The following is a 25,090-nucleotide window of genomic DNA, read 5'->3' on the forward strand; positions in this document are numbered from 1 at the left end:
TTAATTTTTTGATTTTTTGGATTTAATTTTTTGGAGGTTCAATTCTAATGAAAAGCAACTATAAAAACATTTTCACACCATTAACAATTAAGAACATGACAATGAGAAACCGCATCATGATGACACCAATGGGAACTAACTACGGTGAACAGACAGGAGAAATGAGTTTCTTACACATTGATTACTATACAGAAAGAGCAAAAGGCGGAGTTGGTCTGATCATGGTTGAAAACGCAAGTGTTGATTCACCACTTGGATCTAACGGAACAACTCAGATCCGTATCGATCATGACAACTATATGCCTCGTTTCTTCAAATTATGTGAAACATTACACGCTCACGGAGCTTGCGTTGGTGTTCAGTTAAACCACGCTGGTGCTTCTGCTCAGTCTAAGAGAACAAATATGCAGCCAGTATCTGCATCTGATATTCCTTCTAAAGCAGGTGGAGAGATTCCTCGTCCTCTGAAAGTAGAAGAAATTTATGAAATCGTTAAAAAATATGGAGAAGCTGCTGCTCGTGCACAGGCTTGTGGATTTGACTGCGTTGAGATCCATGCAGGACATTCTTACTTATTAAGTCAGTTTATGTCTCCTACAACAAACAAACGTACAGATGAATTCGGTGGATGTCCAGAAAACCGTGCCCGCTTCACAAAATTAGTTGTTGAAGAAGTTCGTAAACAGGTTGGACCTATGTTCCCTATCTTCGTTCGTATCAGTGCTGATGAACTGATGGAAGGTGGAAACACATTAGAAGATACTTTAGAGTTACTTTCTTACTTCCAGGAAGAAGTTGATGCATTTGACGTATCTGCTGGATTAAATGGTTCTCTTCAGTTCCAGATCGATGCCAACTACTTAAAAGATGGTTGGAGATCTTACATGGCAAAAGCTGTCAGAGAAAAATACAACAAACCTTGTGTAACTATGGGTAACATCCGTGATCCTCGTGTCGCTGACGATATCTTAGAGCGTGGAGATGCTGATATCATCGGTATGGGTCGTGGACTGATTGCTGATCCTCACTGGGTGAAAAAAGTTGCTACAGGACATGAAGATGACATCAGAAAATGTATTTCTTGTAACATCGGATGTGCTGGAAACCGTATCGGAGTTAACCGTCCAATCCGTTGTACAGTAAACCCTACTGTAAACTCTGGATTTGATTATAAAAAGAAAAAAGTAAATAAACCTTGTAACGTTGTTGTTATCGGTGGTGGTACTGCTGGTCTTGAAGCTGCTTGTACAGCTGCTGAAGTTGGATGTACTACATTCTTATTCGAAAAGAATGATCACCTTGGTGGATTAGCTGTTGAAATCTCTAAGATTCCAGATAAGAAACGTTTAAGAGACTTCCCTGACTACCTTGTACACCGTGCTTCTAAATTAACAAACCTGTTTATCTTCAAAGGACAGGAAGCAACTCTGCCATTAATTAAAGCACTGCATCCAAACATCATCGTAAACTCAACAGGTTCTAATCCTTTACTTCCACCAATCAAAGGATTACATGACCACATCGACAAAGAAGGATCTAAAGTAGCTTCTATCACAGGAATGATCAACCACTTAGCTGATTATCCAGAAAACTGCACAGGTAAGAAAGTTGTTGTCGTTGGTGGTGGAGCTGTAGGTCTTGACGTTGTTGAATACTTTGCTCCAAAAGGTGCGCAGGTAAGCATCGTAGAAATGATGCCTCAGATTGGTAAAGACTTAGATCCAGTATCTAAATGTGGAACAAACACATTAATGAGAGAACACAATGTAAATCAGATGACTGAAACAGCTCTTTGCGAAGTAAAAGCTGATGCATTCACAGTAAAAGCTAATGGAGAAGAAAAAGATCTTCCTTTCGATTATGGATTCGTATGCTTAGGAATGAGAGCAAACGCTCCTGTTCTTGATGAAATCCGTGAAGCATTCGCTGATACTAACGTTGAAATCATTAATATCGGTGACAGCGTACGTGCTAGAAGAATCATTGATGGTGTTCAGGAAGGACATAACATCTTAAATGTACTTGCAGATCATGAATATCTGTAAGATATAACAAAACATATAATAATAACAATCATACAATAAAGAAAGCGGTTTAAATTTTAACTTGCTATCCTACCTACCTTAAAAATAAATATAAAAGTTGCAAAAACCCCTGAAGAAAATCAATTCTTCAGGGGTTTTTGTTTTCATGGTTTGATCTTAAGCTTCTGCCCTTCTTCTGTTTTCAATGTGTACGTTAGATCTTTTTCATCCAATTCATATGTCATCTGATCATCATTTTCTCTTGTTCCATACAGATATTCATTTCCTGTAAATTCATCCAAGAAAGCTTCAAAATAGACTTTATCACCTCTCTGATTGGTTCCAGACAACAATATTTCTTCATTCTTTATCTTAGTCTGCTGTTTCTTTAGCACTTTTATTGTAATGATCTGGTCAATTGGTGTTACGATCAGATCATCTAATTGAATTGTCTGGCCTTTTACTTTGATTTCTTGATCGATGCTCACTGTTTTTGTTGCTTTTTTGAACCTTTGATTCTTTAATACAAATTTAAAATGATACAACTTGTTTTTTACCCGGACTTTTAATGATATTTTAGGATTTACTGGTATATCCTGCCGTTGATAGTTGACTGATAAGAAATGTATCGTTCCTTTTTTAACATTTTCTTTTCCTAAAACTGCATATCCTCTGTTTTCTTCTGGTTCCTGATCGTTTATCTTCATATCTTCCATCTGAACATCTTTTAATTTTGTCTTTGTTTTGTCTTTGTTTGTTACCAGAACAGAACACCTTAATTGCTGGTCACTTGCGATGGCATCTTTTAATGTTATCGTTATGTCTTTGTCTTGTTTTACCTGATCTACATGCGTTACATAAGTATCTTCTTCTGTTTTTCCAAGATGCTCGCCAATTCCGACAATTGATTTTAATGCCTTTGCAAATGCGGTATCCCTAATTGGTGTGATCGCCACGCACAAGCCAAATACGACACATGCGGCAGGGATATAATACCACTTAAACTGCTTCTTCTTTTGTTGTCCTTTTGTTGTAATTCCTGTACTTTCATAGAATTGTTTCTTTATATGCTCTTTTTCTGTTTTTGTCAGTTTTTCTTCCTCTTCTGGAACAAACTTTTCTAAATTGATTTCTCTATATTCTCGTTTCATTACCCTCACCCCCGTAATCTTTGTCTTTGAAAAATTTCCGAATCTTTTTCTTTCCTTTGGAAATTCTTGAGTAAATACGGTCTCTGTGCAGCCCTGTTTCTACTGAAATCTGTGCAACTGACTGTTCTTTTACATATCTTCGGTAAAATAAATCCTTATCTTCTTCCGAAAGACATTTTAGCAGTTTTCCCAATTCTTCATCGGATGCATCTGCTTCTGCTTGTAAAAATCCTCGCTCTTCCTGATACAGTTGTTTGATTTCTTTGATCGATTCTTCTTCATACATGCTAATCTCTTTTGATGTTCTTTTTAATTCCTTTCGAAGAAGATCAATCGCTTTGTATTTTGCAATGGCACACAGAAAAGCTTTGAAATCTCCTTTTTTCGTATCAAATCTTTCTGGATGATTCCAAACCGCCAACAGACAATCATTGAAACACTCTTCCCAATGGTCTTTCTGATCATAAAGATTTTTAAGAAGTACCGTTTTGATCAGGCCTCCATATTGATCTATGATGTAATCGATCGCCTGTGGATTTTTCTTCTTTAATTGTTTTATCAAATTTTGTTCCTTGATCTTCACATATTTACCCTCCATATCTTACTGTATACAGTACTTTTATTTACCGGTCTATTTATTACTTCGTATTGGAAATGAAAAATCTGTCCATTTTTATCTATTTTTCCATTATGTCTTAAGAAAAGTGAAAGAAAAACATCAACTTATTCGTTTCTTTTCTTTGTTAAGATCATATCATAACGATCAAGGAGGATTTCTTTATGAAAAACAAACGAACTTTTTTACTTCATTTATTATTTGTATTTTATCTGGCGGCACTAACCTGGATCATCTTATTTAAGATGGCAGTTTCTTTTGACACGATCGATCATGGGATACGAAGCCTGAATCTGATTCCATTCAAAGGTGCCATGATCACAAATGGACGAATCAACTTTTCTGAGATGATCGATAATATTCTTGTTTTCTGCCCTTTTGGAATTTATATTGGAGTTTTGTATCGACGTTGGAATTTGTCTGAGAAAGTGTTGTCTTTCTTCTCTGTAAGCTTGATTTATGAGGTTCTGCAGTATGTTTTGGCAATTGGACGCAGTGATATTACGGATGTAATCATGAATACAGTTGGGGGAATTGTTGGACTTTTGATTTATTCTCTGCTTAATAAGATCTGTCGAAATGAACGTATGACAGAAATTGTTGTATTCATCTGCGCTGCTTTTGGAAGTGCGGCTGTATCTGGATTTTTATTGGCAATTTTTCACGCTAATTAAATTTGAATTTAGTCTTTGATGTATGTGATGGAAATAAAGGCTATCGGAATTCCCGTAGGTTGTTTCCTGTTATAGGTTAAAGGATTCCAATTTAAGTAATATACGACAACAGTTTTTTCCTTACAAATTTCTGTTTGTCTGGAACTAAATTAATATTCTAGAACCTATTATATTTCATCATCTCTCTGCTATCAATATGTTTTATCATATACTCATAGCCTACAATTGGCCAATCAAATTAAATTTTACAAAAAATGCCTGAACAAGCTTATCCTACACTTATCCAGGCATTTTCGTTTTAAGGTCGAGATTATATTATTTTTTAGGAAAATTGACATTTAATTTACATTTCGCAAGAAAAACTTATCTTACTGTACTGCTTTAAAAGCTTCCTCTAAATCTTCGATGATATCATCGATATTTTCTGTACCAATTGACAGACGAATTGTGTTAGGTTTGATTCCTGATCCTAATAATTCTTCTTCAGTCATCTGAGAATGTGTTGTAGATGCTGGATGGATGACTAAGGATTTCACGTCTGCTACGTTTGCAAGCAGTGAGAATAACTCTAAGTGATCAATAAAGTCTTTTGCTTTCTGTGCATCACCTTTGATCTCGAATGTGAAGATAGATCCACCACCGTTAGGGAAGTATTTTTTGTATAATTCCTGCTGTTCTGGATCGTCAGATACAGATGGATGGTTTACTTTTTCTACTGCTGGATGGTTTTTCAGGTATTCTACAACTTTTAATGCATTTTGTACATGACGTTCTACTCTTAAGGATAATGTTTCTAATCCCTGTAAGAAGATGAATGCATGAACTGGAGATAATGTTGCTCCTGTGTCACGAAGTAATAATGCTCTGATCTTTGTTACGAATGCAGCTGCTCCAACGTCTTTTGTAAAGCTTACTCCATGGTAGCTTGGGTTTGGTTCTACTAATGATGGGAATTTTCCTGATGCTTCCCAGTCGAATTTACCACCGTCAATGATGACACCACCGATTGTTGTTCCGTGACCACCGATGAATTTTGTTGCTGAATGTACTACGATGTCTGCTCCATATTCGATTGGTCTTACAAGGTATGGTGTTGCAAATGTATTATCTACGATCAGTGGAATGTTGTGTTCATGAGCGATCGCTGCTGCTTTCTCAATGTCTACAACGTCTGAGTTTGGATTTCCTAATGTTTCGATGAATAATAATTTTGTGTTATCTTGGATTGCTGCTCTTACTTCATCTTCATTGAAAATGTCTACGAATGTTGTTTCGATTCCGTAATCTGGTAATGTATGCTCTAAGAAGTTGTATGTTCCACCGTAAATATTTTTCGCTGCAACTACGTGATCTCCTGCTTTTGTAATATTTTCAATCGCATATGTGATCGCTGCTGCTCCAGATGCTACTGCTAATGCTGCAACTCCACCTTCTAGTGCTGCGATTCTCTGTTCAAAAACATCTTCTGTTGGGTTTGTTAATCTTCCGTAGATGTTACCTGCATCTGCAAGTCCGAAACGAGCTGCTGCATGATCGCAATTTCTGAATACATAAGATGATGTCTGATAAATAGGTACTGCTCTTGCATCTGTCACTGGATCTGGCTGTTCCTGTCCTACGTGTAACTGTAATGTTTCAAACTTATAATTTCTTTCTTTACTCATAATTTCTATCTCCTTTGTTGACTTTTATTTTGAATTTTGTATGTTGTCTTTCTTGATTACAAACTTATCTTACCATTAGATTTCCTACTTGTCCAATATGAAAAGTCAACATCTAGTTATAGGATATCCCTATAGCCAGAGTCGTCACCCATAGCTTTATACTTTTTGATCTCCTCTAAGTACTTCTCTCCTAATGGGCTGATCGCGACTCCTTTTCGCTTGATATAGCCAATCGTCATGAGCTCATCCGATTTTAGTTTCACAGCACAGTAATCATCACCATTTAAGCTTTCACAGATAATTCCTGAACATAATGTATATCCATTTAACCCAACCATGAGATTTAACATAGTAGCTCTGTCATTTGCTTTGATCAGACGTTTATATTCATAGGTACTTAATACTTCCTCTGCAAAATAAAAGGAGTTATATTCCCCCTGTTCAAATGACAGGCATGGATATTCTTCCAGCTCTTCGATCGAAATCTCCTCTTTGTCTGCTAGTGGGTGTCCCTTCCACATATAAACATAGATTCCACATTCCAATAATGGATGGAATTCAAGCCCTGATTCCTGCAGCATCTTGCTTAATACCTTCTTATTAAATTCATTTAAATAAAGGATCCCGATCTCACTGTGAAAATCTTTGACATCCTTGATCACTTCGTATGTCTTTGTCTCTCTGACTGCAAATTCGTATTCATCCATACCAAACTGTTTGACCATCTCCACAAAAGCATTCACTGCAAATGTATAATGCTGCATGGAAACTCCGAATTTCTTCTTGATATTTTTCTTCTCAATATAGCGAGATTCCATAAGCTGATACTGTTCAACGACCTGTCTTGCATAACTTAAGAATTCCATCCCTTCTTGTGTGACTGATACTCCTCGATTGCTTCTCTTAAAGAGTCTTGTTCCAATCTCTTTTTCTAATTCTTTGACTGCAAGAGATAGACTTGGCTGTGAGATAAACAGGCTTTTTGCCGCCTCATTCATAGATCCTGTATCTGCGATTGCTATAATATATCTTAATTGTGTTAATGTCATGGTTCTTCCCTTCCTTATCTTTTCTGTCCGTGGTTTATTATACTTGATTTTTCGCCGCTTGTCTTATAATTTTTGAAAGAAATGCTCTTGACATATTGGTTTGCTTTGTCTTATAATGATGGCTGTTTCAATAGTTAGAATTCTAACTATCAGCTTTCTAATCATAAAAGGAGTATCATCTATGTATGAATCATCTTATCATTATCTTCTGATGTCCAATCATTTAAGCCTTCAGAAGAAAATCATGGCTGTCTTAAAGCCACTTGGCCTCTCAACCGGCCAGCCAAAGGTCTTAGACCATCTTCGATATCATAATGGTGCCAGTCAAAAAGACATTGCCCATGCTTGTCATATCGAACCTGCTTCTTTGACTTCTATTTTAAATCGAATGGAAAAACAGCATATGATCGAGCGTAAGAATTTGAACGGAAATCGCCGATCCTTTCATATTTTCCTGACAGATTATGGAATGGAACTGTCTGAATCGATTGAAAAAGCTTTCTTATCTCTTGAACAAGAAGTTTTTTCTGGGATTTCTAATGCAGAAAAAGAACAATTTCTAAAGATCTTTGAAAAACTATATAAAAATACTACAAAAGAGGAGTAAATCACATCATGGAAAAACTAAAACGTTATATCATCTTTTTTATTGGGCTTTATATTAACTCTCTCGGAGTTGCCCTGATCACAAAAGCAAGTCTTGGTACATCACCAATTTCTTCCATTCCTTATGTACTGAGCCTTAATTTCCCATTTACACTTGGAAATTTCACCATTTTCTTCAGCCTGTTACTGATCTTTTTACAGCTGTTGATCTTACGAAAGAATTTTAAACTGGAACACGTGTTACAGATTCCAATCTCTATCTTATTCGGATATTTTATTGACTGGTCTATGATCCTTCTTGGATTTGTAAATCCGTCCTTTTATTTGATGAAGATCATTTATCTGCTGATCGGATGTATGATCCTTGGATTTGGTGTGTATACAGAAGTCCTTGCTAACGTTGCGATGCTTCCTGGGGAATCTTTTGTACGTGCCATTGTAATGACATGGCATACAGAATTTGGTGTCACAAAAATCTGTTTTGACGTATCTATGACTGTGATTGCCGGAGTTCTTTCCTTTGTATTCGCAGGTAAGTTAGACGGTGTACGTGAAGGTACAGTTATTGCCGCTTTACTTGTTGGATTTATTGCACGTTTATTTGGACGTTTCTTATCTTTTGTGGAGCCAATGCTGTTCCCAGATTCAGACACTAACACAGATTCAGACACTGACACAGATTCAACAGACACTCCTATTGTCATTGCGATCGCTCGTGAATATGGAAGCGGTGGACATGACCTTGGAGAAGCTCTTGCAAAACGTCTTGGATTTGATTTCTATGACAATGAGATCATTCAGATGGCTGCAGGTTCTACTGGTTATGATCCTGAATTCATCAAGAATAATGATGAACAGATGCGTAGTTCCCTGCTTTATGATCTTGTGAATCAGGTATATTCTCACGCACCACAGAACCCAGCTCCAAAAGATAATATCTTTGCGGCAGAATCTAAAGTAATCAATGAGCTTGCTTCAAAAGGAAATTGTGTTGTGATCGGTCGTTGTGCGGATTATATCTTAAGAGACCGCCCTCATTGCATGCGAATCTTCTTACATGCACCTGCCGAGTATCGTGTGAAACGAATTATGAGAACGGAAAACTTATCTCATGATGCGGCACTGACGAAAGCAATCCAGATGAACCGCAAGCGTTCTGATAACTATCATTATTATACACATCAACCATGGGGATTATCCAGAAACTACCATCTGACACTGGACACTTCACTTGGAGATGATTTTGTGCTTGATAGCATTTGTGAAGGGTTGAAACATATTCAGTAATTTATTATGATTGTAAAAAGGATAGATGCCTTATTAACTTTGGTATCTATCCTTTTCTACTTTCTAATATTTTTGGAAACTGAAATATAAAACTTGTTCCTTCTCCTTTTTTGCTTTCCACATGTATTTTCCCGCCATGAACTGCCACGATAAAGTGAACCATCGAAAGACCAAGTCCAGTTCCTCCATTCTCTCTGGAACGGCTTTTATCTACCCGGTAAAAACGATCCCAGATCTTAGGAATATCTTCCTGAGCGATCCCTATCCCATCATCTTTTACCTCTCCTATGATCATATCTCCTTGTTCTTTCCATAGAATATCAATATGACCATGTTCCTTTCCATAGCTGATCGCATTCTGAACAAGATTCATCATCATTCGCAATAATAATGTATGATTTCCCATCATCTTTACATCTCGATCACTGGAAACAGATATCTGAATCTTCTTTTTCTCTGCCTGCTCGCGCAATTCTTCTACGATAACTTCTGTCAATAGTATGAGATCAACTTCTTCCATATCATAAGATTCGTTCATCTCACCTCTTGCGATCATTAACATCTCACTGATCAATTTCGACATGCGTCTTGCCTGTCTTAAAATGATCATGATCTCTTCTTTTTCCTCTTCCTCTAATACTGGATCTTCGATCAAATATTCACATTGAGAAATGATCACGGTCACTGGAGTTCGAAGTTCATGGGATACATCTGCTGTAAACTGCTGTTCTTTTTCAAAGGATTCTTCCAGTCTTTCGAACATTTGATTAAATTTATGAGATAATTCATACAATTCATCTCTTACTTTCGGCAATGGAAGCCTTTTTGTAAGATCCTTTCCATAACTGATATTCTCTACCTGATCACAGATCAGATCCACCTGCTTTAATGCACGTTTCAGCATAAAATATCCTGTCATTGCTATCAATAAAATGAACACGGGATATAAGACGATCATCATTTTCTGAGATGTTGTCATAAATACTTCGATCGCATGAATGGATGTGATCCCCCTGATCCATATAGCCTTATTCTTTCCATAGGTATGCACACTGTCATATACCATCCATTTGCTGCTGCCGGATGTAATGACCCTCGGTGTATGAGACTTTAAGATCGTCTGTTTCGGAAATTTCTCTGGCATTGTGCCATATAATAATTTCCCGTTGTCATCATAGACACAAAACATGACTCCATCCTGATAAAACTGAGTATCTTCTGATAAATAATAGGTTCCATCCTGAAATTGAAAGTTCGCAGAAAATCCAGTCACTGCCGCACTGACTTCTTCTTCTGTCGCTGAAATCCCGACTTTGTCGACAAAGTAAAACATAAAGACAAGAACCATTCCTAAAATAAGTGCAATGATCCCTGTATACCATAATGTGACCTTTTTCTTGATCGTCATCTGCTTCATCATTCTTCCCTCATCACATAGCCTGTTCCGCGTACCGTATGGATCAGTTTTTTCTCATATCCTGCATCAATTTTCTTTCGGAGATATCTTATATATACATCAATAACATTCGACCCTCCCTCATAATCATAATTCCATGCATTTTGTTCAATCTGCTGCCTCGTCATCACGATATTCTGATTCCGCATCAGACATTCTAACACCATAAATTCTTTTGACGACAAACTGATCTCTTTTCCTGCTCTTGTCACAATTCTTGTATCCCGATCCAGAGTAAGATCTGCAATCTTTAACTGATTCGTTACAAATTGGGGTTTTCTCCGCATCATCACGCGGATTCTTGCGAGTAACTCTTCAAACGCAAACGGCTTAATCAGATAATCATCGGCCCCCAGGTCAAGCCCCTTTACCCGGTCCTCAATACCATCCCTTGCAGTCAGTAAGAGAATTGGTGTATCATTCCCCATCTGCCTAACTTCCTTTAAAACCGCAAAACCATCCTTCCCAGGAAGCATGATGTCGAGAAGAACTCCATCATAAGATGTCATCTCCATATAATCTAGCGCTTCTTCTCCATCTCCACAGGCATCCACACTATAATGCTCTCTTACCAAACGTTTCTTTATAATATTTCTTAAATCTTTTTCATCTTCAACAACTAATATTCTCATGATGCCTTTATTATAATACAATCTGTTTTTTGAATCCAGCACCTATTTTTAATGTTATTTTAATGTTTATTGGTTATGCTATTTATAACAAAAGGAAATCTATCCCAACCAAAGAAAGGAGTTTACAATGAAAAAAATATTATATTTATTCTTCACATGTTCTATCATTTTTGCTTTTGCAGGATGCAGTCCTTCAAAGAAAGATTCTGCCGAGGCTACCACAACACAGGAAATTGCAACAACAACTTCCACTACAGAAAATACCACTGATTCTTCTACCTCTGATTCAGATGCCAAGAATGATTCTTATGATTTTTCAGCTTATAAAAAAAGAATCAAAAAACTCACTAAAAAAGTAAATAATGCTACTTCATCTTCCAATGCATCTGTCAACGAAAAACGTTTTTACACTTTGAAAAAGGAACTTGATGTGGTTGATGATGAACTTGATCATCTGGATGATGAATTTGAGCATGCTTATGAAAACGGTAAACTAAGCTTCAAAGTTTATAAATCCAGAGAAAAGACAATAGAAAAATTGGAAGATCAGCTTGATCTTTTAGAAGATGCCTTGGAAAATAAATTTGGAATTGATGATTAGGTAAAAAAGATGCCATTGTAGTTTTGGCATCTTTTTTCCATCTCAGTAAAATTTATATAAAATCAGCCAGAAAACCCATGGTCTTTAGACCGTGGATGAATGGCGTTAGACTACTTTTACTTGCGTCATTACAGTTGACCTTGCTGTAATGCGTTTGCAATTACTTAATTTTGGTGTTTTGTAGCCTCTTGGCATTGTGCTAAAGTCAATCTTATTGCCATCAATATCCATAAGAATTGCATATCCCGTAGACATTCTTCCTTTGATAAAGTAATCATTTCCAAAATACCGAACCTTATCAAACTTTCTAAAACCACAAATCTTATCTGTAACAATAGGTTGTTCAGAACGAATACCTTTAGTCTTTTGAAAATCACCATCAGAAACACATTTCTTTTTGTAAAGATTACTCTTTACATTAAAAGCATTTCCTTGTGTTGCGATAGTACAGGCATCATAATAATGTTCTTTGTCTACACCTAAATGCAAACGATTCGCTTTTGTTACATATCCAAAAGTTTCAATAGCATTTGGATAGAATCTGAAAAGCTGCTTACGGATAGAATTCATCTGTGTAGCATATTTAAGGTTACCCTTAACTTTACCACTCAATTTGGGGTTAATCTTTCCACTATGCAAGTCTTTATGGCAAGTATGACATAAAGTAAGTAAATTACTTTCTTCATCAGAGCCACCTTGACTGCGAAATACAATATGATGGACTTCTAATTTGCTATCCTTATGCTTGCCTTTACAACATTGACAAGTATAGTTATCTCTATTAAGCACCATTGCTTTGGTATTTTCAAATCCATAATTAGCACCTTTTTGGTATCCCCATGGTCTCACTTTTGGGTTGGCAAGACTTGGATTTTTCATAAGCTGCATATCAAACTGACCTGTTTCAAATACCATTTCTGTAACGGGAAGAATAGACTGAATGTATTCTATTTCCCTTACATGGCTGTGAAGTTTGCTCTGCATTGTAGGACTAAATCTATCTTTTTTGATAGAACTTGCACGATTTAACCATCTTGCTTTTCTATAACGAGTTTTACGATTTCGTCTATTTCTGCGATACTTTGCTCTTTGTGTCATTTTGTCAGTAATGTCGTTTCTTACAACAACTTCTGACATATAGACAATATCTCCATTGTCTTTACTTACAGCAGTGCCAATAGTTCCGCTTCCAGTATCTACACCAAGAGTTAAGCCTTGAGTGTGATTTGTTGTTTCGTAAGTTAACTTAATTGTAAATGGCTCACGCTTCTTAACTTTTGCTTTGCCTTGCTTAAGTAATAATCTTGCAATTGGATCACTACATGGCATTAGTGGTTTACCATCTTGTGAAATCACATAAACCATAAATAAGTTCCTCCTTATAAATACTCTACCAAATGGTAGGTGATGCGTACTTTGCTGTACTGTTACCATGCAACTGTTCCGACTTCAACTCGACAATGATATAAAGGCTTTTTCGCATACATATCACAAGGCTGTTCTTACTCTGACCTAACTTAAATATGTACGATAGAGCGACGGTCTGTTGCGTCAACCGAGGGTATCATGACCTAAATATCGTAGTATCCATTTCTGAATGCTTAGTCTGGTGAACCATTTAACAGAAGCCCACTACCTTTAGGTTGTGGGTAGTTCACACCCTAACTGTAAAATCTCTCTTGGTGACCCAGTTGCCGCTCCGTCTGCTCCGTGCATTTTTAATATCTCTTGTAATGCCTTCCATGCAAGCTCAAATGTCAAATTAAATTGTCCGATTACGCCTGTTCTGTAAATATCATTATTATCTGCCATTTCAAAATCTGCACTTTTTAACACTTCAAGACAATTCGAAAAGTTCTCAAGCTTTTTCATATATTATCACACCATCCTTTTCTATTTCTTGTTTTAATTCCTCTGAAATTGGCTTATCTGCTTCTACCACATCAAAACTTAAAAGAGAATGTACTTTTTCTTTAATATCCCAATAAAAAGAGTCAAAATCTCCGCCATATACAGCAATATCAATATCACTTCTCTCTGTATTGTCACCTCTTGCTCTCGATCCAAATAAAATTACTTTATTGATTGAATATTTTTTTGCAAATGCAGAAATGTCCTTTAAAACTCTTTCTGGAATATTGTATTTCATACCCTGCTGCCTCCTGATTTTCTACATTAAATGGAATCTTATGTCTTGGAAATATTATAACATCTTTTATATCTCCAGTAAATCTTCCAATTTATATCCTAATAATGCAAGCCACTTACATCTCTTTTTTCTTAATGATCAAAAAAAAGATGCCATTGTAGTTTTGGCATCTTTTTTCCCATGTATCTCTTTGCTATTATTGTTTTCTTATTTAAAATGTATGCAGATTATTCCACTTTAATCCATCTCTGTCTTTTGCCCATTTAATGTATGTCTTCTTTGCTTTCTTTGGCACATAGACTTTATTAAAGATTGGAAGAGCTGTGAATTCATTTCCTTTAAATTTGCTCACGATCACTGGTGGTTTTGTTCCGTGGAAATATACGGTAGCACTATCTCCAAAGAACATCCAATCTTCTACGACTTTCTTCACAGATTTTGGAATATGTACCTGATTCTTCGTGCCAATCTTGCCCATCACAGAAACTGTATCATCAATCACTTTTACTTTGGATGGAATTGTGATCTTCTTTGTCTTAACAAGCACTGCTGTTAATGTTCCATTGGATTTACGATAGATGCAGTTATTTGCCATCTTGTAAGTCTTATTTTTACTGCTTAAGCTTACTTTTGTAATCTTCTTGCTTTCTAATGCTTTGGCACCGATCTTCTTTACTGACTTTGGAATTACAATACTTGTTGCCTGTGATCCATTTAGAGCATTTGCTTTGATTTCTTTTACAGATGATGGAATTGTAAGCTTTTTCATCTTGTTTGGTACAAGTACTAAGGTTTTTCCAGATCTTGTTGTCAACATGCCTTTTTTCACCGCAAATGTTTTATTTGCTTTTGGACAACTGAATGTTTTTACCTGATTGCTCTTTACAAACGCTGTGCTGTCTATTTCGTTCATATTTTTTGAAAATGTTACTTTAGATAATGCACTGCATTTTGCGAAAGTATATGCTGGTACACTTGCTGTCTGTTCTGGAATCACGACACTTTTTAGTTTTTTCATACCACTAAATGTTGCTATCTCCAACTGATTTACTGTACCTGGAATCGCTACTGTTTCAATGGTCTGTTTGTTCTTATCATCATTTGACAGATCTCCATAACAGTTATGCCATGGTTCAATGGTATCTCCAAACAGATTTTGATAAGCATCCTCATCCTCACCTTTATTATATAATTCTTTTCCAAATCCTACTCTGGTAAGTTTTGCCTGATTAATCTCTTTTGGCAATGTTAATTTTGTGATCTTTTTGCTTAATTTAATCTGATAGATCCAGCTTTCTTTGCCGTCTTCTGTCAAATATGCAGAATACTTGATACCATTTTCTTCTTTCGTGACTGATTTACTTGTGTTCCATTTGGTTGCTGCTTTCACATTGTTCGTGAGTGTGACCGCACTGATCGTTGCTGTTAGCAGAGTGATAAAACATAGTAATCTTTTTTTCATTTGATTGTCCCTCCTTGTTTATAAAATATATTTATTGCTTTCTTATATTATACAATTATTTAATATAATTATCTACTAATATTTATCATCCCATAATGTTTAATAACATTTTCATCTGTAATTTTTACTTGTGTCGCATATTTTGAAATATTAACTATTCTATAGTATTTATTTGCACTATCATCCACATAGTAGCTTCCATCAGTATCTCCTGCTGCATGAAAATCATGGCAAACCGCAACATCACTGCGTTTTCCTTGGTATCTATATAAATTATTTCGTTCTATTCTATATGCCATTGTAAATCTGCGCTTCTGAACATTAGAATCTTATAGTAACAACCATCCCCAAATGGTATAATTAAGTTGTCAAAATCAACTCACCGAAAGGAGCTGATTGTTATCTACCGTCAAAAAATTTTGAAAGACATTCATTTTGCTCATCTCTAATAATTTAAATACTTATTTTCATTATATCTTTAATCAGTTATTTGTCAATAATTATTTTGATTTGAAATTCTTTTTATTTTTAAATATTTTTATTGTAAATATTTAAAATAATATTATACTTTAATTGAAAGACAAAATAAAATATATAATATCTTTTTCTAATATCTTACCAATACTGTCTTAAAAGGGTAGATGCCAAAACGACATCTACCCTTTTTACTTTATATCTCTAACAAATCTTCCGATTTACATCCTAATAATGCAAGCCAATTACATCTTTTTTTCCATGTATCTCTTTGCTATTATTGTTTTCTTACGTTTGTTAAAATGTATGCAGATCATGCCATGTCAAACCATCTCTGTCTTTTGCCCATTTGATATAGGTATTCTTTGCTTTCTTTGGCACATAGACTTTATTAAAGATTGGCAGTGCTGTAAATTCATTGCCATTATATTCACTAACGATCACTGGCGGTTTCATTCCGTGGAAGTACACCGTTGCGTCTCCATAAAACATCCAGCGTTCCACTACCTTATTTACGGATTTTGGAATATGTACCTGATTCTTCGTGCCAATCTTTCCCATCACAGAAACTGTATCATCAATCACTTTTACTTTGGATGGAATGCTAACCTTCTTTGTTTTTGCAATTACTCCAACTAATAACCCATCGGACTTCCGATAGATGCAGTTATTTGCCATCTTGTAAATCTTATTTTTGCTGCTTAAGCTTACTTTTGTAACCTTTTTGCTAGATAATGCTTTTGCTTCAATCTTCTTTACAGACTTTGGAATTACAATGCTTGTTGCCTGTGAACCATTAAATGTCTTTGCTTTAATTGTTTTCACACTTGTAGGGATTGTGACTTTTTTCATCTTGTTTGGTACAAGCACTAATGTTTTTCCTGATTTTGTCATCAACATTCCTTTTTTCACTGCAAATGTTTTATTGGATTTTGGGCAACTGAATGTTTTCACTTGATTACTGTGTAAAAATGCACTGCTTGCAATTGACTGCATGTTCTTTGAAAATGTAACCTTACTAAGTACCGTACATTTTGCAAATGCATAAGATGGTACCTTTGTAACCTGCTCTGGCATCTTAAGTTCCCTAAGCTTTGTCATTCCGGTAAATGAAGCTGCTTCTATCTGATTCACGGTATTGGGAAATACAATTTCTTGAATCGTTCTTTTATTCTTGTCATTATATGACAATGTTCCGTAGCATCCATGCCATGGTTCGATCGTATCTCCAAAAATATTTATATATGAATCATGTCCTTCCCCATATAATTCTTCTCCAAATCCTACTCTGGTAAGTTTTGCCTGATTAATCTCTTTTGGCAATGTTAATTTTGTGATCTTTTTGCTTAATTTAATCTGATAGATCCAGCTTTCTTTACCATCTTCTGTCAAATATGCAGAATACTTGATACCGTTTTCTTCTTTCGTGACTGATTTACTTGTGTTCCATTTGGTTGCTGCTTTCACATTATTCGTGAATGTGATTGCACTGATCGTTACTGTCAGTAACATGGTAAAGCATAATAATCTTTTTTTCATTTGCATTACCCTCCTTTTTCCTATTGCACATCTTCTTTTCATACTACCCTGCCCCTGGTCATCACTTATTTCATAAAATCTTCTGATTCTATTGCTATTATATCATGGTATAATTATATCTATCAACTAATAAAATCACTATTTTCCATATGAAATAATTAATATCAACATAACCACATTTTTCAACAAATTTTTCTACAACTTTCCAAAAGAGATACATGATTGTTCCAAGAAATGTTGCTAATATTATCCATGCAAAACTCTGTATTACTATCCTATTTAAAATCAAAACCATCTAAAATGCCTTTCAATTCTTCTGTATCATCTTTCTTAATATTTCCACTGATCGCACTTATCAATTCTTTCGCTGAACCATCAAACCATTCTTCTAATATTTCTCCTGCTTTTTCCTTTTTATAACTTTCTTTGTCGATGATTACATTAATATATGCTCTTCTTTTTCTTACTTCTACTTTGAGATATCCTTTTTCTTCTAAACGAAAGAGATATGTTCGGATACCAATGTCATTAAGTTAAGATGCTATAATAGGAATCGCTATATCAGAAATGATATGGGGTTCCTTTTTTGCACCTTTTTACAAAAAATGCTTGCCACCGATTCAAAAATGTGCGGCCGCTTTCGCTATTGAATGAAAATAAGATTGCGAAAGCGGCCCTTGTAATTAAGTAAGAAATTAATTGAAAGGAGGTAACAAATGAATTCACAACAAATTAAAGAAATTTTATTATCTGAAATTCACGAGGTGTCTATCAACTATGAAAAATACTGCAATAATCCCAAACGTGATTTTTCTAGAAAACGCAAACTACCATTTGAACTAATGCTGAAAACATCATAGGAATGGGAAGCAAAAGTATTACAAATGAATTGATTGACATCTTTCTTTTTCCATGTACCTTTGTTATTATTGGCTATTTACATCTGATCGTGTATTCTCCATTCATCTTCGCACCTGATTTTGCAGTTTTGACGTAATAGGTACCTTTCTTTACACGATATGTCTTGGATTGCTCTCCTTTGAATGAAAGTTTTTTCAGCACTTTTTTTCTTCCTTTTTTGTAAATGCTTACTTCTAATTTACCAGAATTATTATTTGTACTGATTTTTATGCTCTGCTTCTTTGTTGCTTTTACTTTATACCAGCGGGCTGCTTTCTCTGATGTTGTATAAATATTCCGTACTGTTTTTCCTTTTTTAATTGTTTGTGCTTTTGCTTTCTTTGTCTGATATTTGTTGCTGACTGGCTGATTCTGAAGTGCAATCTGATAAATCTGACCTGTTGCAGCATTGGATACTAAACGATATTCTCCTTTTTTTAGTCCTGTATCAAAGGTTACCCTTTTATGATCATTTGCAACCGCTATCATCCTATTTGTAATTGTTTTCCATACACCTTTTTCCTTTTTTTGAAGGTAGAATGTAACATTTTTATTACTGTAATTAGATGGTTTGAGATAAATGCTTTGGCTGCTTCTCTTATCCGTTTTGAATTCTTGATAAATATTTTTATCCTGCCCTGACTGTGTATATAATATATTTGTCTGAAGTGGTGTCACATTATCTTTTTTTACACAAATTGTTGCTACAAATTCATCTTTTATCTGATCTGCCAGTTTTAGATAATATACTTCTCCCTTCTTTACATTTGGTACAAATACTTGTTGATCTTCTGTATCAAGAATTGTCGCTACTGCCTTTTTATCCTTATCATATACAGATACATTTGCACCAATTTCTAAAATACCATCTGCCTGTGGATAAACTGGAATCCATTTACTTTGTGATTTTGTTGAAAATTTGAACAAATCACTTGCTGATGCATCCATTTTCATGATGCTGACATGTTCTTGTGCCTTAACTTCTTCTGCATCCTGATAGGTTGCTGCAGATACATTCACTAAGCCTCCGAATGAACTAATCAAAAGACTCGTTGCAAGTGCATAGCTGTAAAATCTTTTTTGTTTCATAATGACCAACCTCCTTATTGGTTTAGTTATAGTTAATTGTTGCAAAATGTGCAATCACATTAGCATCTGATAAATGTACCTGTGTTCCATATTTGGAAATTCGTTTTACTTTGAACGCAGGATTTGATGGATAATATTTATCTGGATCATTTGCTGCATGGAAATCATGACATACTGCAACATCAGATCTTTTTCCCTGATAACGATATAATGTATTTCTCTCTGCACGATATGCCATATCAAATCTTTCTGGTACAAACTTAGAATTGTCTGCCTCATTTTTCTTATACTGACCTTTTTTTTCGTTAATTGCATGCGTTATACTGTACCATGTTCCATTGTAATAACGATAGGTTGAATGTGCAAAAGTATCTGTTGAAGTATGCATTGCCACTCCAAATACAAACGCTTTTTTATTTGCATTGCTATAATTTTTGAAAAAGCTCTTCTTTTGTAGATTCGCCATCATTGAACGGATTCTTGAATAACTTGTATCTGTTAATCCGGGAATATCTGCTTTCGATACAGATGTATATGTTTTTCCTTTTCCGTATTCGTTTCCTATTTTGATCATAAAACGATAGCTTGCAAGATAATTTACTTCCTCATTTCCTGATCTTCTGATGCATTTACATTTACAAAAACCCCCATTAAACTCACCATTATACATATGCTAATTTTTCACTTAATGCAGTAAATAATTCTTTTGCTGATCCATCAAACCAATTGTCCAGTATATCTTCTGCTTTTTCTTTTCGATATTCTTTTTCCGAAATAATCGGATAAACATAGGCATTTCTTCCCCTTTTATCCACTTTCAAATATTCTTTATCTTCTAAACGGAATAGATAAGTTCGTATACTAGTTCTCTTGTATTCCTTGCCAAACCGTTCTTTTAACTCTTTTCCAATTTGTAAAAATGGAATCTCTTCTCCGTAATCCCAAATACATTTCATGATCATTTCTTCTAAATTTGTTAATTTTTCCATATTCTCCACCTCTTTAAACAACTTTTTTAGTTATTTTTATATTAACATATTTTAATCATTCATTCAACTTATTTTTTAGTCGTTTATATAACTTTATTGATTTGCTAATTATATCAATAAAAAAGATAGATGCCAAAATGACATCTACCCTTTTTACTTTATATCTCTAACAAGTCTTCCGATTTACATCCTAAAACTTTCCCAATCTTCAATACATCAATCGCTCTTGTGTGATTAATATTTCGTTTTTTTTGCTCAAATAATTGAATCTGTCTCAGTGCAACACCGGACAAATCTGCAAGTTCTCTTTGTGACAATCCTGCAATTTTACGTAAACGTTTTAAATTTGTTTCTGTATAATATTGATCCCATTTTTCATTGATTGCTTCTACGAATTTCATAATATCCATTTCATGATATACGGAATACATTTTTAGAAGATCTTCTATCGTTACTACTTTGTATATCTTCATAAACGGTCTTGCTGTATACCATTGATAGTACGCCAATGCCCAGCCAACCCAATATTCTGGTGATTTGTCCAAATACATTTCATCTGGAATTTCTTCCATTATAAGTCCTGCTGATCTTATTACTTCTTTTACTATTTCACAGCCATTTTTTCCTGCTATATATGTTGGATTTCCTTCTTGAAATTGTCTGGATACATCGGATACTAAAAACATTTTATAAAACTCGTCTGGGTCAAATTCATATTCATTTACTGCATAGTCTAACATATCTCCTAGAATTCTTTGTGCTGTTAGCAAATAGTCCTCAGAATAAGCGTGCATCTCCATTTTTATTTCCTCTTATTTTTATTATATCGCAAGTGCGATACTTTCTCAACAAAAATTAATATTTTCACTCCTCCAATCCCAAAAACTGCAATAAAATCTCCATCTTCAATCGATCCACATGATCCTCCCAATCAATCTTCACCAGATCATTCACTTTATCAATTCTCTTTCTTATCGTATTAATATGCACATACATCTTCTCCGCGGTCACGCTGTAGTTCATATTATTTTCCAGATAAATCTTTAATGTCTTTAACAACTCAATATTCTTCTCTTCTTCCATCATCTCCCGATATTTCCTTAACATTTCTTTTAACTCATTCTCAGGAATCTCAATCCATGTTAATGGTCCTAACATTTCGTATTCCCAGATATCCTTTTCAGGGAAGATAATGCTTCCCATCTTTAATACTTTCTGGCATTTCTTGACACATTCTCTGACTTCTAACAGTGTCTTTTCTTCCTGACAGATTCCAAATTCCAGTTTCATATCGACAAATTTTAATCCGATGTATCTCTGGAATTCTTTTAATAGTTCCGTTGTCGTGTCTTTGGTCCAGGGTGTGCTGTTGTGGATCTTTTCTGCTTCTAATAAGATCAAGCCATCATTTTCATCCAGAAAGGCAATCTTTCCGATCTTCCCTAACTTGCTTTGCTGGAAGGCTTCCAAAAATGTGTTTCTTTCATTTCGTGCGTTGTATCCTTCATTGCATTGGTGAAATACAATGTATTGATAAGCTGTATTTACGGAAATTCCTTGGATATTTGCCTGATAAAAGAGTTTCTTGGCATCTTTTTCTGTGTAATCGAGGGCTAAATGAATGAAGTTCTCAAATCCGATATTTCCCATATTTTCTGCGATCATGATCTGTTCGTAGACTCCTTGCAATGTTAAAAATGCGATACGGATGGCAAATTCATCGTAGTAATCGATAAATTCTCTGGATTCCATTACGACAAAATATGCCTGCACGATATCTTCCATGACGATCGGAATAATGATCCAGCTGACACGTGGTCCTTCTAAATTGCCAGGATTGATCAGGCGGATCCTTGCCATATTGATGTAATCGCATAAGGTATGTTTCGTATAGGGCATTGATGGTTCCCAATAATCGCTTTCGGATAATCCGAAGGATTCTGTGATTCGTTTAAAATCCGGGGAACTGTAGTAGCTTTTTTCTTCGGCAAGATCATAGATAAATGCCGGAAATTTCATCTCGACTTCTACGGCTCTCAGGATCTTATTGATCTTCTGGACTTTGTAGGATTGATCCGATACTTGCAGATGATTATTGCTGTGGACTTTGAATCTTCGGATCGTTCGGTTCATCACTGCGGTATTGATCTGACTCATCAATTCCATCCATGGAACAGAAAATGGCATACTGATCAGTGGAATCTCGTATTGGTCGAACAAATCTATTAATCGCTGTGGTATCTCGTCAAGATAGCGGCCTCGTTTGATCATCATGGCAGAAGTTCCCTGCATGCTTCCTGACTTAAATGCTTCTTCGAGGCAGTCTGGTTCCTGAGCTAATACATATCCTGAGGAAAGGACCAGCTCTTTTCCTTTTGCCCAGCGCAGGGCATCGGGTGCTTCAAGGAGGGTTGTTCCCTGAATCTCTTTGTGTAAGCCTGATTTCCCTGCGATCACGTGATAGTCTTTAAAGTATTCTAGTGTCAGTAGTTCCTTGACAGCGATTCCCATTCTTTATTTCCTCCATTTTTATCGTGTTTTTTCTATAAATCATTCATCTTCTATCAAACATCCATATATATAAGAAAAAATCCGATTCCTACTGCTCATAGGAACCGGATGCTTCTTTGCATATCGATCATTCTTCATACATCGGTGTGTATGGTTCTTTATTTCGTTCCCTAAATTCTTTTGTGATCTTCGCTAAGACCTGTGGTTTTGTAAAGAGATCATATACGATTCCTGCTGCCACTTTAGATGCATATAAGGCTCCTTTATCTCCGATGGAAGTCCCTCCGCTTGCGGTTGCCTGCCATGTATGTGGAGAGCATCCGATCGGCCAGCATGCAGTTGTAAACAGACCGGTTGGCATGATCCTGCTGACATCTCCTGTATCAGAAGATGCACTTAGTTCTGCTTCTTTCCATTTATCTCTTGGCGAAACACCTAAGATCATTGCTTCATCATAAACTTGGTGAAGATTTTTTCCTTTCTCTATGATACCTTGTTCCACGGTTTTCTGCAACTCTTTTGCAAATCGTAGTTCTTCTTTTGTGTATTTGGGTCCATCTGCTTCAATCAGGTTCGCATATGCAAGGTCTGCAAATGCTTCGTTTGTGGATAACTCACAGCATCCACATCCCATTTCAATATCCACTGTCGTCTCTGTCATCATCGCTGCACCTTTTGCTACTTTCTTTAATCGTTCCATTGTGCTTTTGACATCCTTCATATGTGGTGCTCTGACAAAATACCATGCACTTGCTTGGTCTGGCACGATATTGGGTGCAAATCCACCGCTGTCTGTAGAATAATGAATTCTTGTGCGGTCAATGACATGTTCTCTTAAATAGTTTGCTCCAACATTCATTAATTCCACGGCGTCTAAAGCACTTCTTCCCTGTTCCGGAGCAAATGCTGCATGTGATGATACTCCATGGAAATAAAAATGTGCAGATGCATTCGCAAGATATGCTTGATCATGTGCCATATTTGTATCAGATGGATGCCAGCTCACTGCTGCATCACATCCATCAAACATATGATAATATGCCATCTTTACCTTTCCACTTAACAGTTCTTCTTCTGGGCATCCATAGAATCTGACTGTTCCTTTTTGTTTCCCTTTTTCTAAGAAACGTTTGATCGCAATGGCTGCAGTTGTAGCTGCGGCACCTAACATATGGTGTCCACATCCGTGTCCGACACCATCTTCGGATACCATTTCTTTTTTAATATCTGCTTTTTGTGATAATCCAGGAAGTGCATCGTATTCTCCAAGAATTGCGATAACTGGTTTCCCTTTTCCGTATTCTGCAATAAACGCATGTTCTAAATGTTCATTGTTCTCAATCGTGAATCCTTCTTCACTCAAGATTTTTCTTAAGAAATTGGCAGATTCTCTTTCATTTCCAGATAATTCTGGGTGATTCCATAAAGTATGACAGATTTCCTGACACAACGGCTCTAACCCTTGCACCTCATCATAAACGTCCTGTTTGATCATTTTATCCCCTGCTTTCTATTCCTTTGTTGTATTCTTTAATGTCGCCATTCCAACAGCAATACTTACGAAGACACATCCTAAGGTTCCAAGCCAGTTGGATGCCCCTGGCAACCAGTTAAAGTATCCCATTCCGATCATAAAATATAAGATGATCGCAAATACAACCATGATAACGCTGTGTTTTTTCATTTTCATTCCAAATTGTACTAATAAAGCTCCAAATAAAGCTGGCAGCAAGTAGTTTAATGCGGCTTTGATCGTATCTGGAAGCATGGATAATACAGAAGTTCCAAGAATTGCTCCAATTGTAAGAACAGATACGTTGATCACGATAGATACTGCCATTCCAAGGGTTGCAACAACAGATCCTTTTTCTGTTCCTGGTTCTACATCTGCTGCCACCTGTGCCATACTTGCACATGGGATTCTCATGTTAGAGATATTTCCTGATAAGAATGCCATATAAGTTCCAGCGGCTCCGACGACTGGAAAGTAAGAGATCGGTTCTACAAACCATAACACTCCAAAGGCACTGGCTCCGCTGATAAATGCGGTTAATAATGCAGCTGGTTTTGGTAAGATTCCATAGACAACAGCTAATACAAGTGCTGGAGTAAAGGAAAGAAGAACTCCAAGGTATCCTGTGATCTTACCGATCTTATTGACTTGTGGTACATATTCTTTATTATAATAATCCTGATTGTTCATCGTATCTTCCTCCT

At 35.8% G+C, this 25,090-nt stretch carries 26 protein-coding genes; 6 read left to right on the forward strand and 20 right to left on the reverse strand.

Features of this window, described 5'->3' with window-relative positions; genetic code table 11:
* Positions 1–47: 47 nt before the first annotated feature.
* Entirely contained in the window at positions 48–2,045 is a 1,998-nt protein-coding gene (locus QUE18_RS07985) for an oxidoreductase (protein ID WP_040344593.1), read from the forward strand.
* 143 nt (positions 2,046–2,188) lie between these two features.
* On the opposite strand, the gene QUE18_RS07990 is transcribed toward QUE18_RS07985, so the two are convergent.
* Positions 2,189–3,175 carry a DUF4179 domain-containing protein gene (locus QUE18_RS07990; protein WP_009204583.1) on the reverse strand — a complete coding sequence of 329 codons (987 nt, stop codon included), beginning with the start codon at positions 3,173–3,175 and terminating at the stop codon, positions 2,189–2,191.
* A complete protein-coding gene (locus tag QUE18_RS07995; protein WP_040344594.1) occupies positions 3,159–3,758 on the reverse strand; it encodes a sigma-70 family RNA polymerase sigma factor in 600 nt (199 codons plus the stop codon). The genes QUE18_RS07990 and QUE18_RS07995 overlap by 17 nt, the downstream gene beginning before the upstream one ends.
* Before the next feature lie 197 nt (positions 3,759–3,955).
* Here QUE18_RS07995 and QUE18_RS08000 point away from each other — a divergent pair, with 197 nt between their 5' ends.
* Positions 3,956–4,465: a VanZ family protein gene (locus QUE18_RS08000; RefSeq protein WP_008391392.1), complete on the forward strand. Its 510-nt coding sequence runs from the start codon at positions 3,956–3,958 to the stop codon at positions 4,463–4,465.
* Positions 4,466–4,833: 368 nt separating this feature from the next.
* On the opposite strand, the gene QUE18_RS08005 is transcribed toward QUE18_RS08000, so the two are convergent.
* Both QUE18_RS08005 and QUE18_RS08010 read right to left on the reverse strand, forming a co-directional pair.
* Entirely contained in the window at positions 4,834–6,129 is a 1,296-nt protein-coding gene (locus QUE18_RS08005) for an O-acetylhomoserine aminocarboxypropyltransferase/cysteine synthase family protein (protein WP_008391393.1), read from the reverse strand.
* Between the two features lie 116 nt (positions 6,130–6,245).
* A complete protein-coding gene (locus QUE18_RS08010) occupies positions 6,246–7,178 on the reverse strand; it encodes a LysR family transcriptional regulator (protein ID WP_009204584.1) in 933 nt (310 codons plus the stop codon).
* Between the two features lie 181 nt (positions 7,179–7,359).
* On the opposite strand from QUE18_RS08010, the gene QUE18_RS08015 reads away from it, so the two are divergent.
* Together QUE18_RS08015 and QUE18_RS08020 are read left to right on the forward strand one after the other, a co-directional pair.
* Positions 7,360–7,785, forward strand: a complete 426-nt coding sequence (locus QUE18_RS08015) for a MarR family winged helix-turn-helix transcriptional regulator (protein ID WP_015530422.1) — start codon at positions 7,360–7,362, stop codon at positions 7,783–7,785.
* A gap of 8 nt (positions 7,786–7,793) precedes the next feature.
* The gene (locus QUE18_RS08020; RefSeq protein WP_009204586.1) at positions 7,794–9,071 is read left to right on the forward strand and encodes a cytidylate kinase family protein; all 1,278 of its coding nucleotides are present in this window, start codon (positions 7,794–7,796) and stop codon (positions 9,069–9,071) included.
* Positions 9,072–9,117: 46 nt separating this feature from the next.
* Here the strand turns inward: QUE18_RS08020 and QUE18_RS08025 are convergent, their stop codons facing one another.
* Entirely contained in the window at positions 9,118–10,491 is a 1,374-nt protein-coding gene (locus QUE18_RS08025; RefSeq protein ID WP_009204587.1) for a HAMP domain-containing sensor histidine kinase, read from the reverse strand.
* Entirely contained in the window at positions 10,488–11,159 is a 672-nt protein-coding gene (locus tag QUE18_RS08030; RefSeq protein WP_008391403.1) for a response regulator transcription factor, read from the reverse strand. The genes QUE18_RS08025 and QUE18_RS08030 overlap by 4 nt, the downstream gene beginning before the upstream one ends.
* A gap of 127 nt (positions 11,160–11,286) precedes the next feature.
* On the opposite strand from QUE18_RS08030, the gene QUE18_RS08035 reads away from it, so the two are divergent.
* Positions 11,287–11,760: a hypothetical protein gene (locus QUE18_RS08035; RefSeq protein WP_008391406.1), complete on the forward strand. Its 474-nt coding sequence runs from the start codon at positions 11,287–11,289 to the stop codon at positions 11,758–11,760.
* A gap of 105 nt (positions 11,761–11,865) precedes the next feature.
* Here the strand turns inward: QUE18_RS08035 and iscB are convergent, their stop codons facing one another.
* From iscB to QUE18_RS13835, 7 genes are all read right to left on the reverse strand, one after another.
* On the reverse strand, positions 11,866–13,125 hold the full coding sequence (gene iscB, locus QUE18_RS08040) for an RNA-guided endonuclease IscB (protein WP_040344598.1): 1,260 nt from the start codon (positions 13,123–13,125) through the stop codon (positions 11,866–11,868).
* A gap of 273 nt (positions 13,126–13,398) precedes the next feature.
* Positions 13,399–13,632 carry a nucleotidyltransferase substrate binding protein gene (locus tag QUE18_RS08045; RefSeq protein WP_009204589.1) on the reverse strand — a complete coding sequence of 78 codons (234 nt, stop codon included), beginning with the start codon at positions 13,630–13,632 and terminating at the stop codon, positions 13,399–13,401.
* Positions 13,619–13,909 carry a nucleotidyltransferase family protein gene (locus QUE18_RS08050; protein ID WP_008391410.1) on the reverse strand — a complete coding sequence of 97 codons (291 nt, stop codon included), beginning with the start codon at positions 13,907–13,909 and terminating at the stop codon, positions 13,619–13,621. The genes QUE18_RS08045 and QUE18_RS08050 overlap by 14 nt, the downstream gene beginning before the upstream one ends.
* Positions 13,910–14,120: 211 nt before the next feature.
* Positions 14,121–15,371 carry a leucine-rich repeat domain-containing protein gene (locus QUE18_RS08055; protein ID WP_009204590.1) on the reverse strand — a complete coding sequence of 417 codons (1,251 nt, stop codon included), beginning with the start codon at positions 15,369–15,371 and terminating at the stop codon, positions 14,121–14,123.
* A gap of 68 nt (positions 15,372–15,439) precedes the next feature.
* A complete protein-coding gene (locus QUE18_RS08060) occupies positions 15,440–15,670 on the reverse strand; it encodes a hypothetical protein (protein WP_008391413.1) in 231 nt (76 codons plus the stop codon).
* A 472-nt stretch (positions 15,671–16,142) separates the two neighbouring features.
* Positions 16,143–17,384: a leucine-rich repeat domain-containing protein gene (locus QUE18_RS08065; protein WP_286256752.1), complete on the reverse strand. Its 1,242-nt coding sequence runs from the start codon at positions 17,382–17,384 to the stop codon at positions 16,143–16,145.
* A gap of 275 nt (positions 17,385–17,659) precedes the next feature.
* Positions 17,660–17,908 (reverse strand): BlaI/MecI/CopY family transcriptional regulator, encoded by a 249-nt coding sequence (locus QUE18_RS13835; RefSeq protein ID WP_077327183.1) that lies wholly within the window; start codon positions 17,906–17,908, stop codon positions 17,660–17,662.
* Between the two features lie 192 nt (positions 17,909–18,100).
* On the opposite strand from QUE18_RS13835, the gene QUE18_RS08075 reads away from it, so the two are divergent.
* Positions 18,101–18,244, forward strand: a complete 144-nt coding sequence (locus tag QUE18_RS08075; RefSeq protein ID WP_015530419.1) for a hypothetical protein — start codon at positions 18,101–18,103, stop codon at positions 18,242–18,244.
* Between the two features lie 73 nt (positions 18,245–18,317).
* On the opposite strand, the gene QUE18_RS08080 is transcribed toward QUE18_RS08075, so the two are convergent.
* From QUE18_RS08080 to QUE18_RS08110, 7 genes are all read right to left on the reverse strand, one after another.
* Complete coding sequence (locus QUE18_RS08080) at positions 18,318–19,373, reverse strand: hypothetical protein (RefSeq protein ID WP_009264366.1); 1,056 nt, start codon at positions 19,371–19,373, stop codon at positions 18,318–18,320.
* 22 nt (positions 19,374–19,395) lie between these two features.
* On the reverse strand, positions 19,396–20,043 hold the full coding sequence (locus QUE18_RS08085) for a hypothetical protein (protein WP_009204594.1): 648 nt from the start codon (positions 20,041–20,043) through the stop codon (positions 19,396–19,398).
* Positions 20,036–20,362 carry a BlaI/MecI/CopY family transcriptional regulator gene (locus tag QUE18_RS08090; protein ID WP_009204595.1) on the reverse strand — a complete coding sequence of 109 codons (327 nt, stop codon included), beginning with the start codon at positions 20,360–20,362 and terminating at the stop codon, positions 20,036–20,038. Before QUE18_RS08090 ends, QUE18_RS08085 begins: the two co-directional genes overlap by 8 nt.
* 158 nt (positions 20,363–20,520) lie before the next feature.
* Complete coding sequence (locus QUE18_RS08095; protein WP_009204596.1) at positions 20,521–21,162, reverse strand: helix-turn-helix domain-containing protein; 642 nt, start codon at positions 21,160–21,162, stop codon at positions 20,521–20,523.
* A gap of 64 nt (positions 21,163–21,226) precedes the next feature.
* Positions 21,227–22,873, reverse strand: coding sequence for a PucR family transcriptional regulator (locus tag QUE18_RS08100; RefSeq protein WP_009204597.1), 1,647 nt, complete (start codon positions 22,871–22,873; stop codon positions 21,227–21,229).
* A gap of 127 nt (positions 22,874–23,000) precedes the next feature.
* Positions 23,001–24,368 (reverse strand): amidohydrolase, encoded by a 1,368-nt coding sequence (locus QUE18_RS08105; protein ID WP_009204598.1) that lies wholly within the window; start codon positions 24,366–24,368, stop codon positions 23,001–23,003.
* 15 nt (positions 24,369–24,383) lie between these two features.
* Positions 24,384–25,076, reverse strand: coding sequence for a hypothetical protein (locus QUE18_RS08110; protein ID WP_009204599.1), 693 nt, complete (start codon positions 25,074–25,076; stop codon positions 24,384–24,386).
* Between the last annotated feature and the right edge of the window lie 14 nt (positions 25,077–25,090).

The sequence above is a fragment of the Anaerostipes hadrus ATCC 29173 = JCM 17467 genome (genome assembly GCF_030296915.1).
GTDB classification, from domain to species: Bacteria; Bacillota; Clostridia; order Lachnospirales; family Lachnospiraceae; genus Anaerostipes; species Anaerostipes hadrus.

Coding starts and splice junctions, on each gene's coding strand:
- QUE18_RS08060 (WP_008391413.1), bottom strand. CDS start 15,670: ATGGCATATAGAATAGAACGAAATAATTTATATAGATACCAAGGAAAA.
- QUE18_RS08020 (WP_009204586.1), top strand. CDS start 7,794: ATGGAAAAACTAAAACGTTATATCATCTTTTTTATTGGGCTTTATATT.
- QUE18_RS08075 (WP_015530419.1), top strand. CDS start 18,101: ATGAATTCACAACAAATTAAAGAAATTTTATTATCTGAAATTCACGAG.
- QUE18_RS07985 (WP_040344593.1), top strand. CDS start 48: ATGAAAAGCAACTATAAAAACATTTTCACACCATTAACAATTAAGAAC.
- QUE18_RS08080 (WP_009264366.1), bottom strand. CDS start 19,373: ATGAAACAAAAAAGATTTTACAGCTATGCACTTGCAACGAGTCTTTTG.
- QUE18_RS08000 (WP_008391392.1), top strand. CDS start 3,956: ATGAAAAACAAACGAACTTTTTTACTTCATTTATTATTTGTATTTTAT.
- QUE18_RS08095 (WP_009204596.1), bottom strand. CDS start 21,162: ATGGAGATGCACGCTTATTCTGAGGACTATTTGCTAACAGCACAAAGA.
- QUE18_RS08005 (WP_008391393.1), bottom strand. CDS start 6,129: ATGAGTAAAGAAAGAAATTATAAGTTTGAAACATTACAGTTACACGTA.
- QUE18_RS08100 (WP_009204597.1), bottom strand. CDS start 22,873: ATGGGAATCGCTGTCAAGGAACTACTGACACTAGAATACTTTAAAGAC.
- QUE18_RS08025 (WP_009204587.1), bottom strand. CDS start 10,491: ATGATGAAGCAGATGACGATCAAGAAAAAGGTCACATTATGGTATACA.
- QUE18_RS08110 (WP_009204599.1), bottom strand. CDS start 25,076: ATGAACAATCAGGATTATTATAATAAAGAATATGTACCACAAGTCAAT.
- QUE18_RS08050 (WP_008391410.1), bottom strand. CDS start 13,909: ATGAAATACAATATTCCAGAAAGAGTTTTAAAGGACATTTCTGCATTT.
- QUE18_RS08105 (WP_009204598.1), bottom strand. CDS start 24,368: ATGATCAAACAGGACGTTTATGATGAGGTGCAAGGGTTAGAGCCGTTG.
- iscB (WP_040344598.1), bottom strand. CDS start 13,125: ATGGTTTATGTGATTTCACAAGATGGTAAACCACTAATGCCATGTAGT.
- QUE18_RS08045 (WP_009204589.1), bottom strand. CDS start 13,632: ATGAAAAAGCTTGAGAACTTTTCGAATTGTCTTGAAGTGTTAAAAAGT.
- QUE18_RS08030 (WP_008391403.1), bottom strand. CDS start 11,159: ATGAGAATATTAGTTGTTGAAGATGAAAAAGATTTAAGAAATATTATA.
- QUE18_RS08035 (WP_008391406.1), top strand. CDS start 11,287: ATGAAAAAAATATTATATTTATTCTTCACATGTTCTATCATTTTTGCT.
- QUE18_RS08085 (WP_009204594.1), bottom strand. CDS start 20,043: ATGTATAATGGTGAGTTTAATGGGGGTTTTTGTAAATGTAAATGCATC.
- QUE18_RS08010 (WP_009204584.1), bottom strand. CDS start 7,178: ATGACATTAACACAATTAAGATATATTATAGCAATCGCAGATACAGGA.
- QUE18_RS07990 (WP_009204583.1), bottom strand. CDS start 3,175: ATGAAACGAGAATATAGAGAAATCAATTTAGAAAAGTTTGTTCCAGAA.
- QUE18_RS08065 (WP_286256752.1), bottom strand. CDS start 17,384: ATGAAAAAAAGATTATTATGCTTTACCATGTTACTGACAGTAACGATC.
- QUE18_RS08015 (WP_015530422.1), top strand. CDS start 7,360: ATGTATGAATCATCTTATCATTATCTTCTGATGTCCAATCATTTAAGC.
- QUE18_RS08055 (WP_009204590.1), bottom strand. CDS start 15,371: ATGAAAAAAAGATTACTATGTTTTATCACTCTGCTAACAGCAACGATC.
- QUE18_RS08090 (WP_009204595.1), bottom strand. CDS start 20,362: ATGGAAAAATTAACAAATTTAGAAGAAATGATCATGAAATGTATTTGG.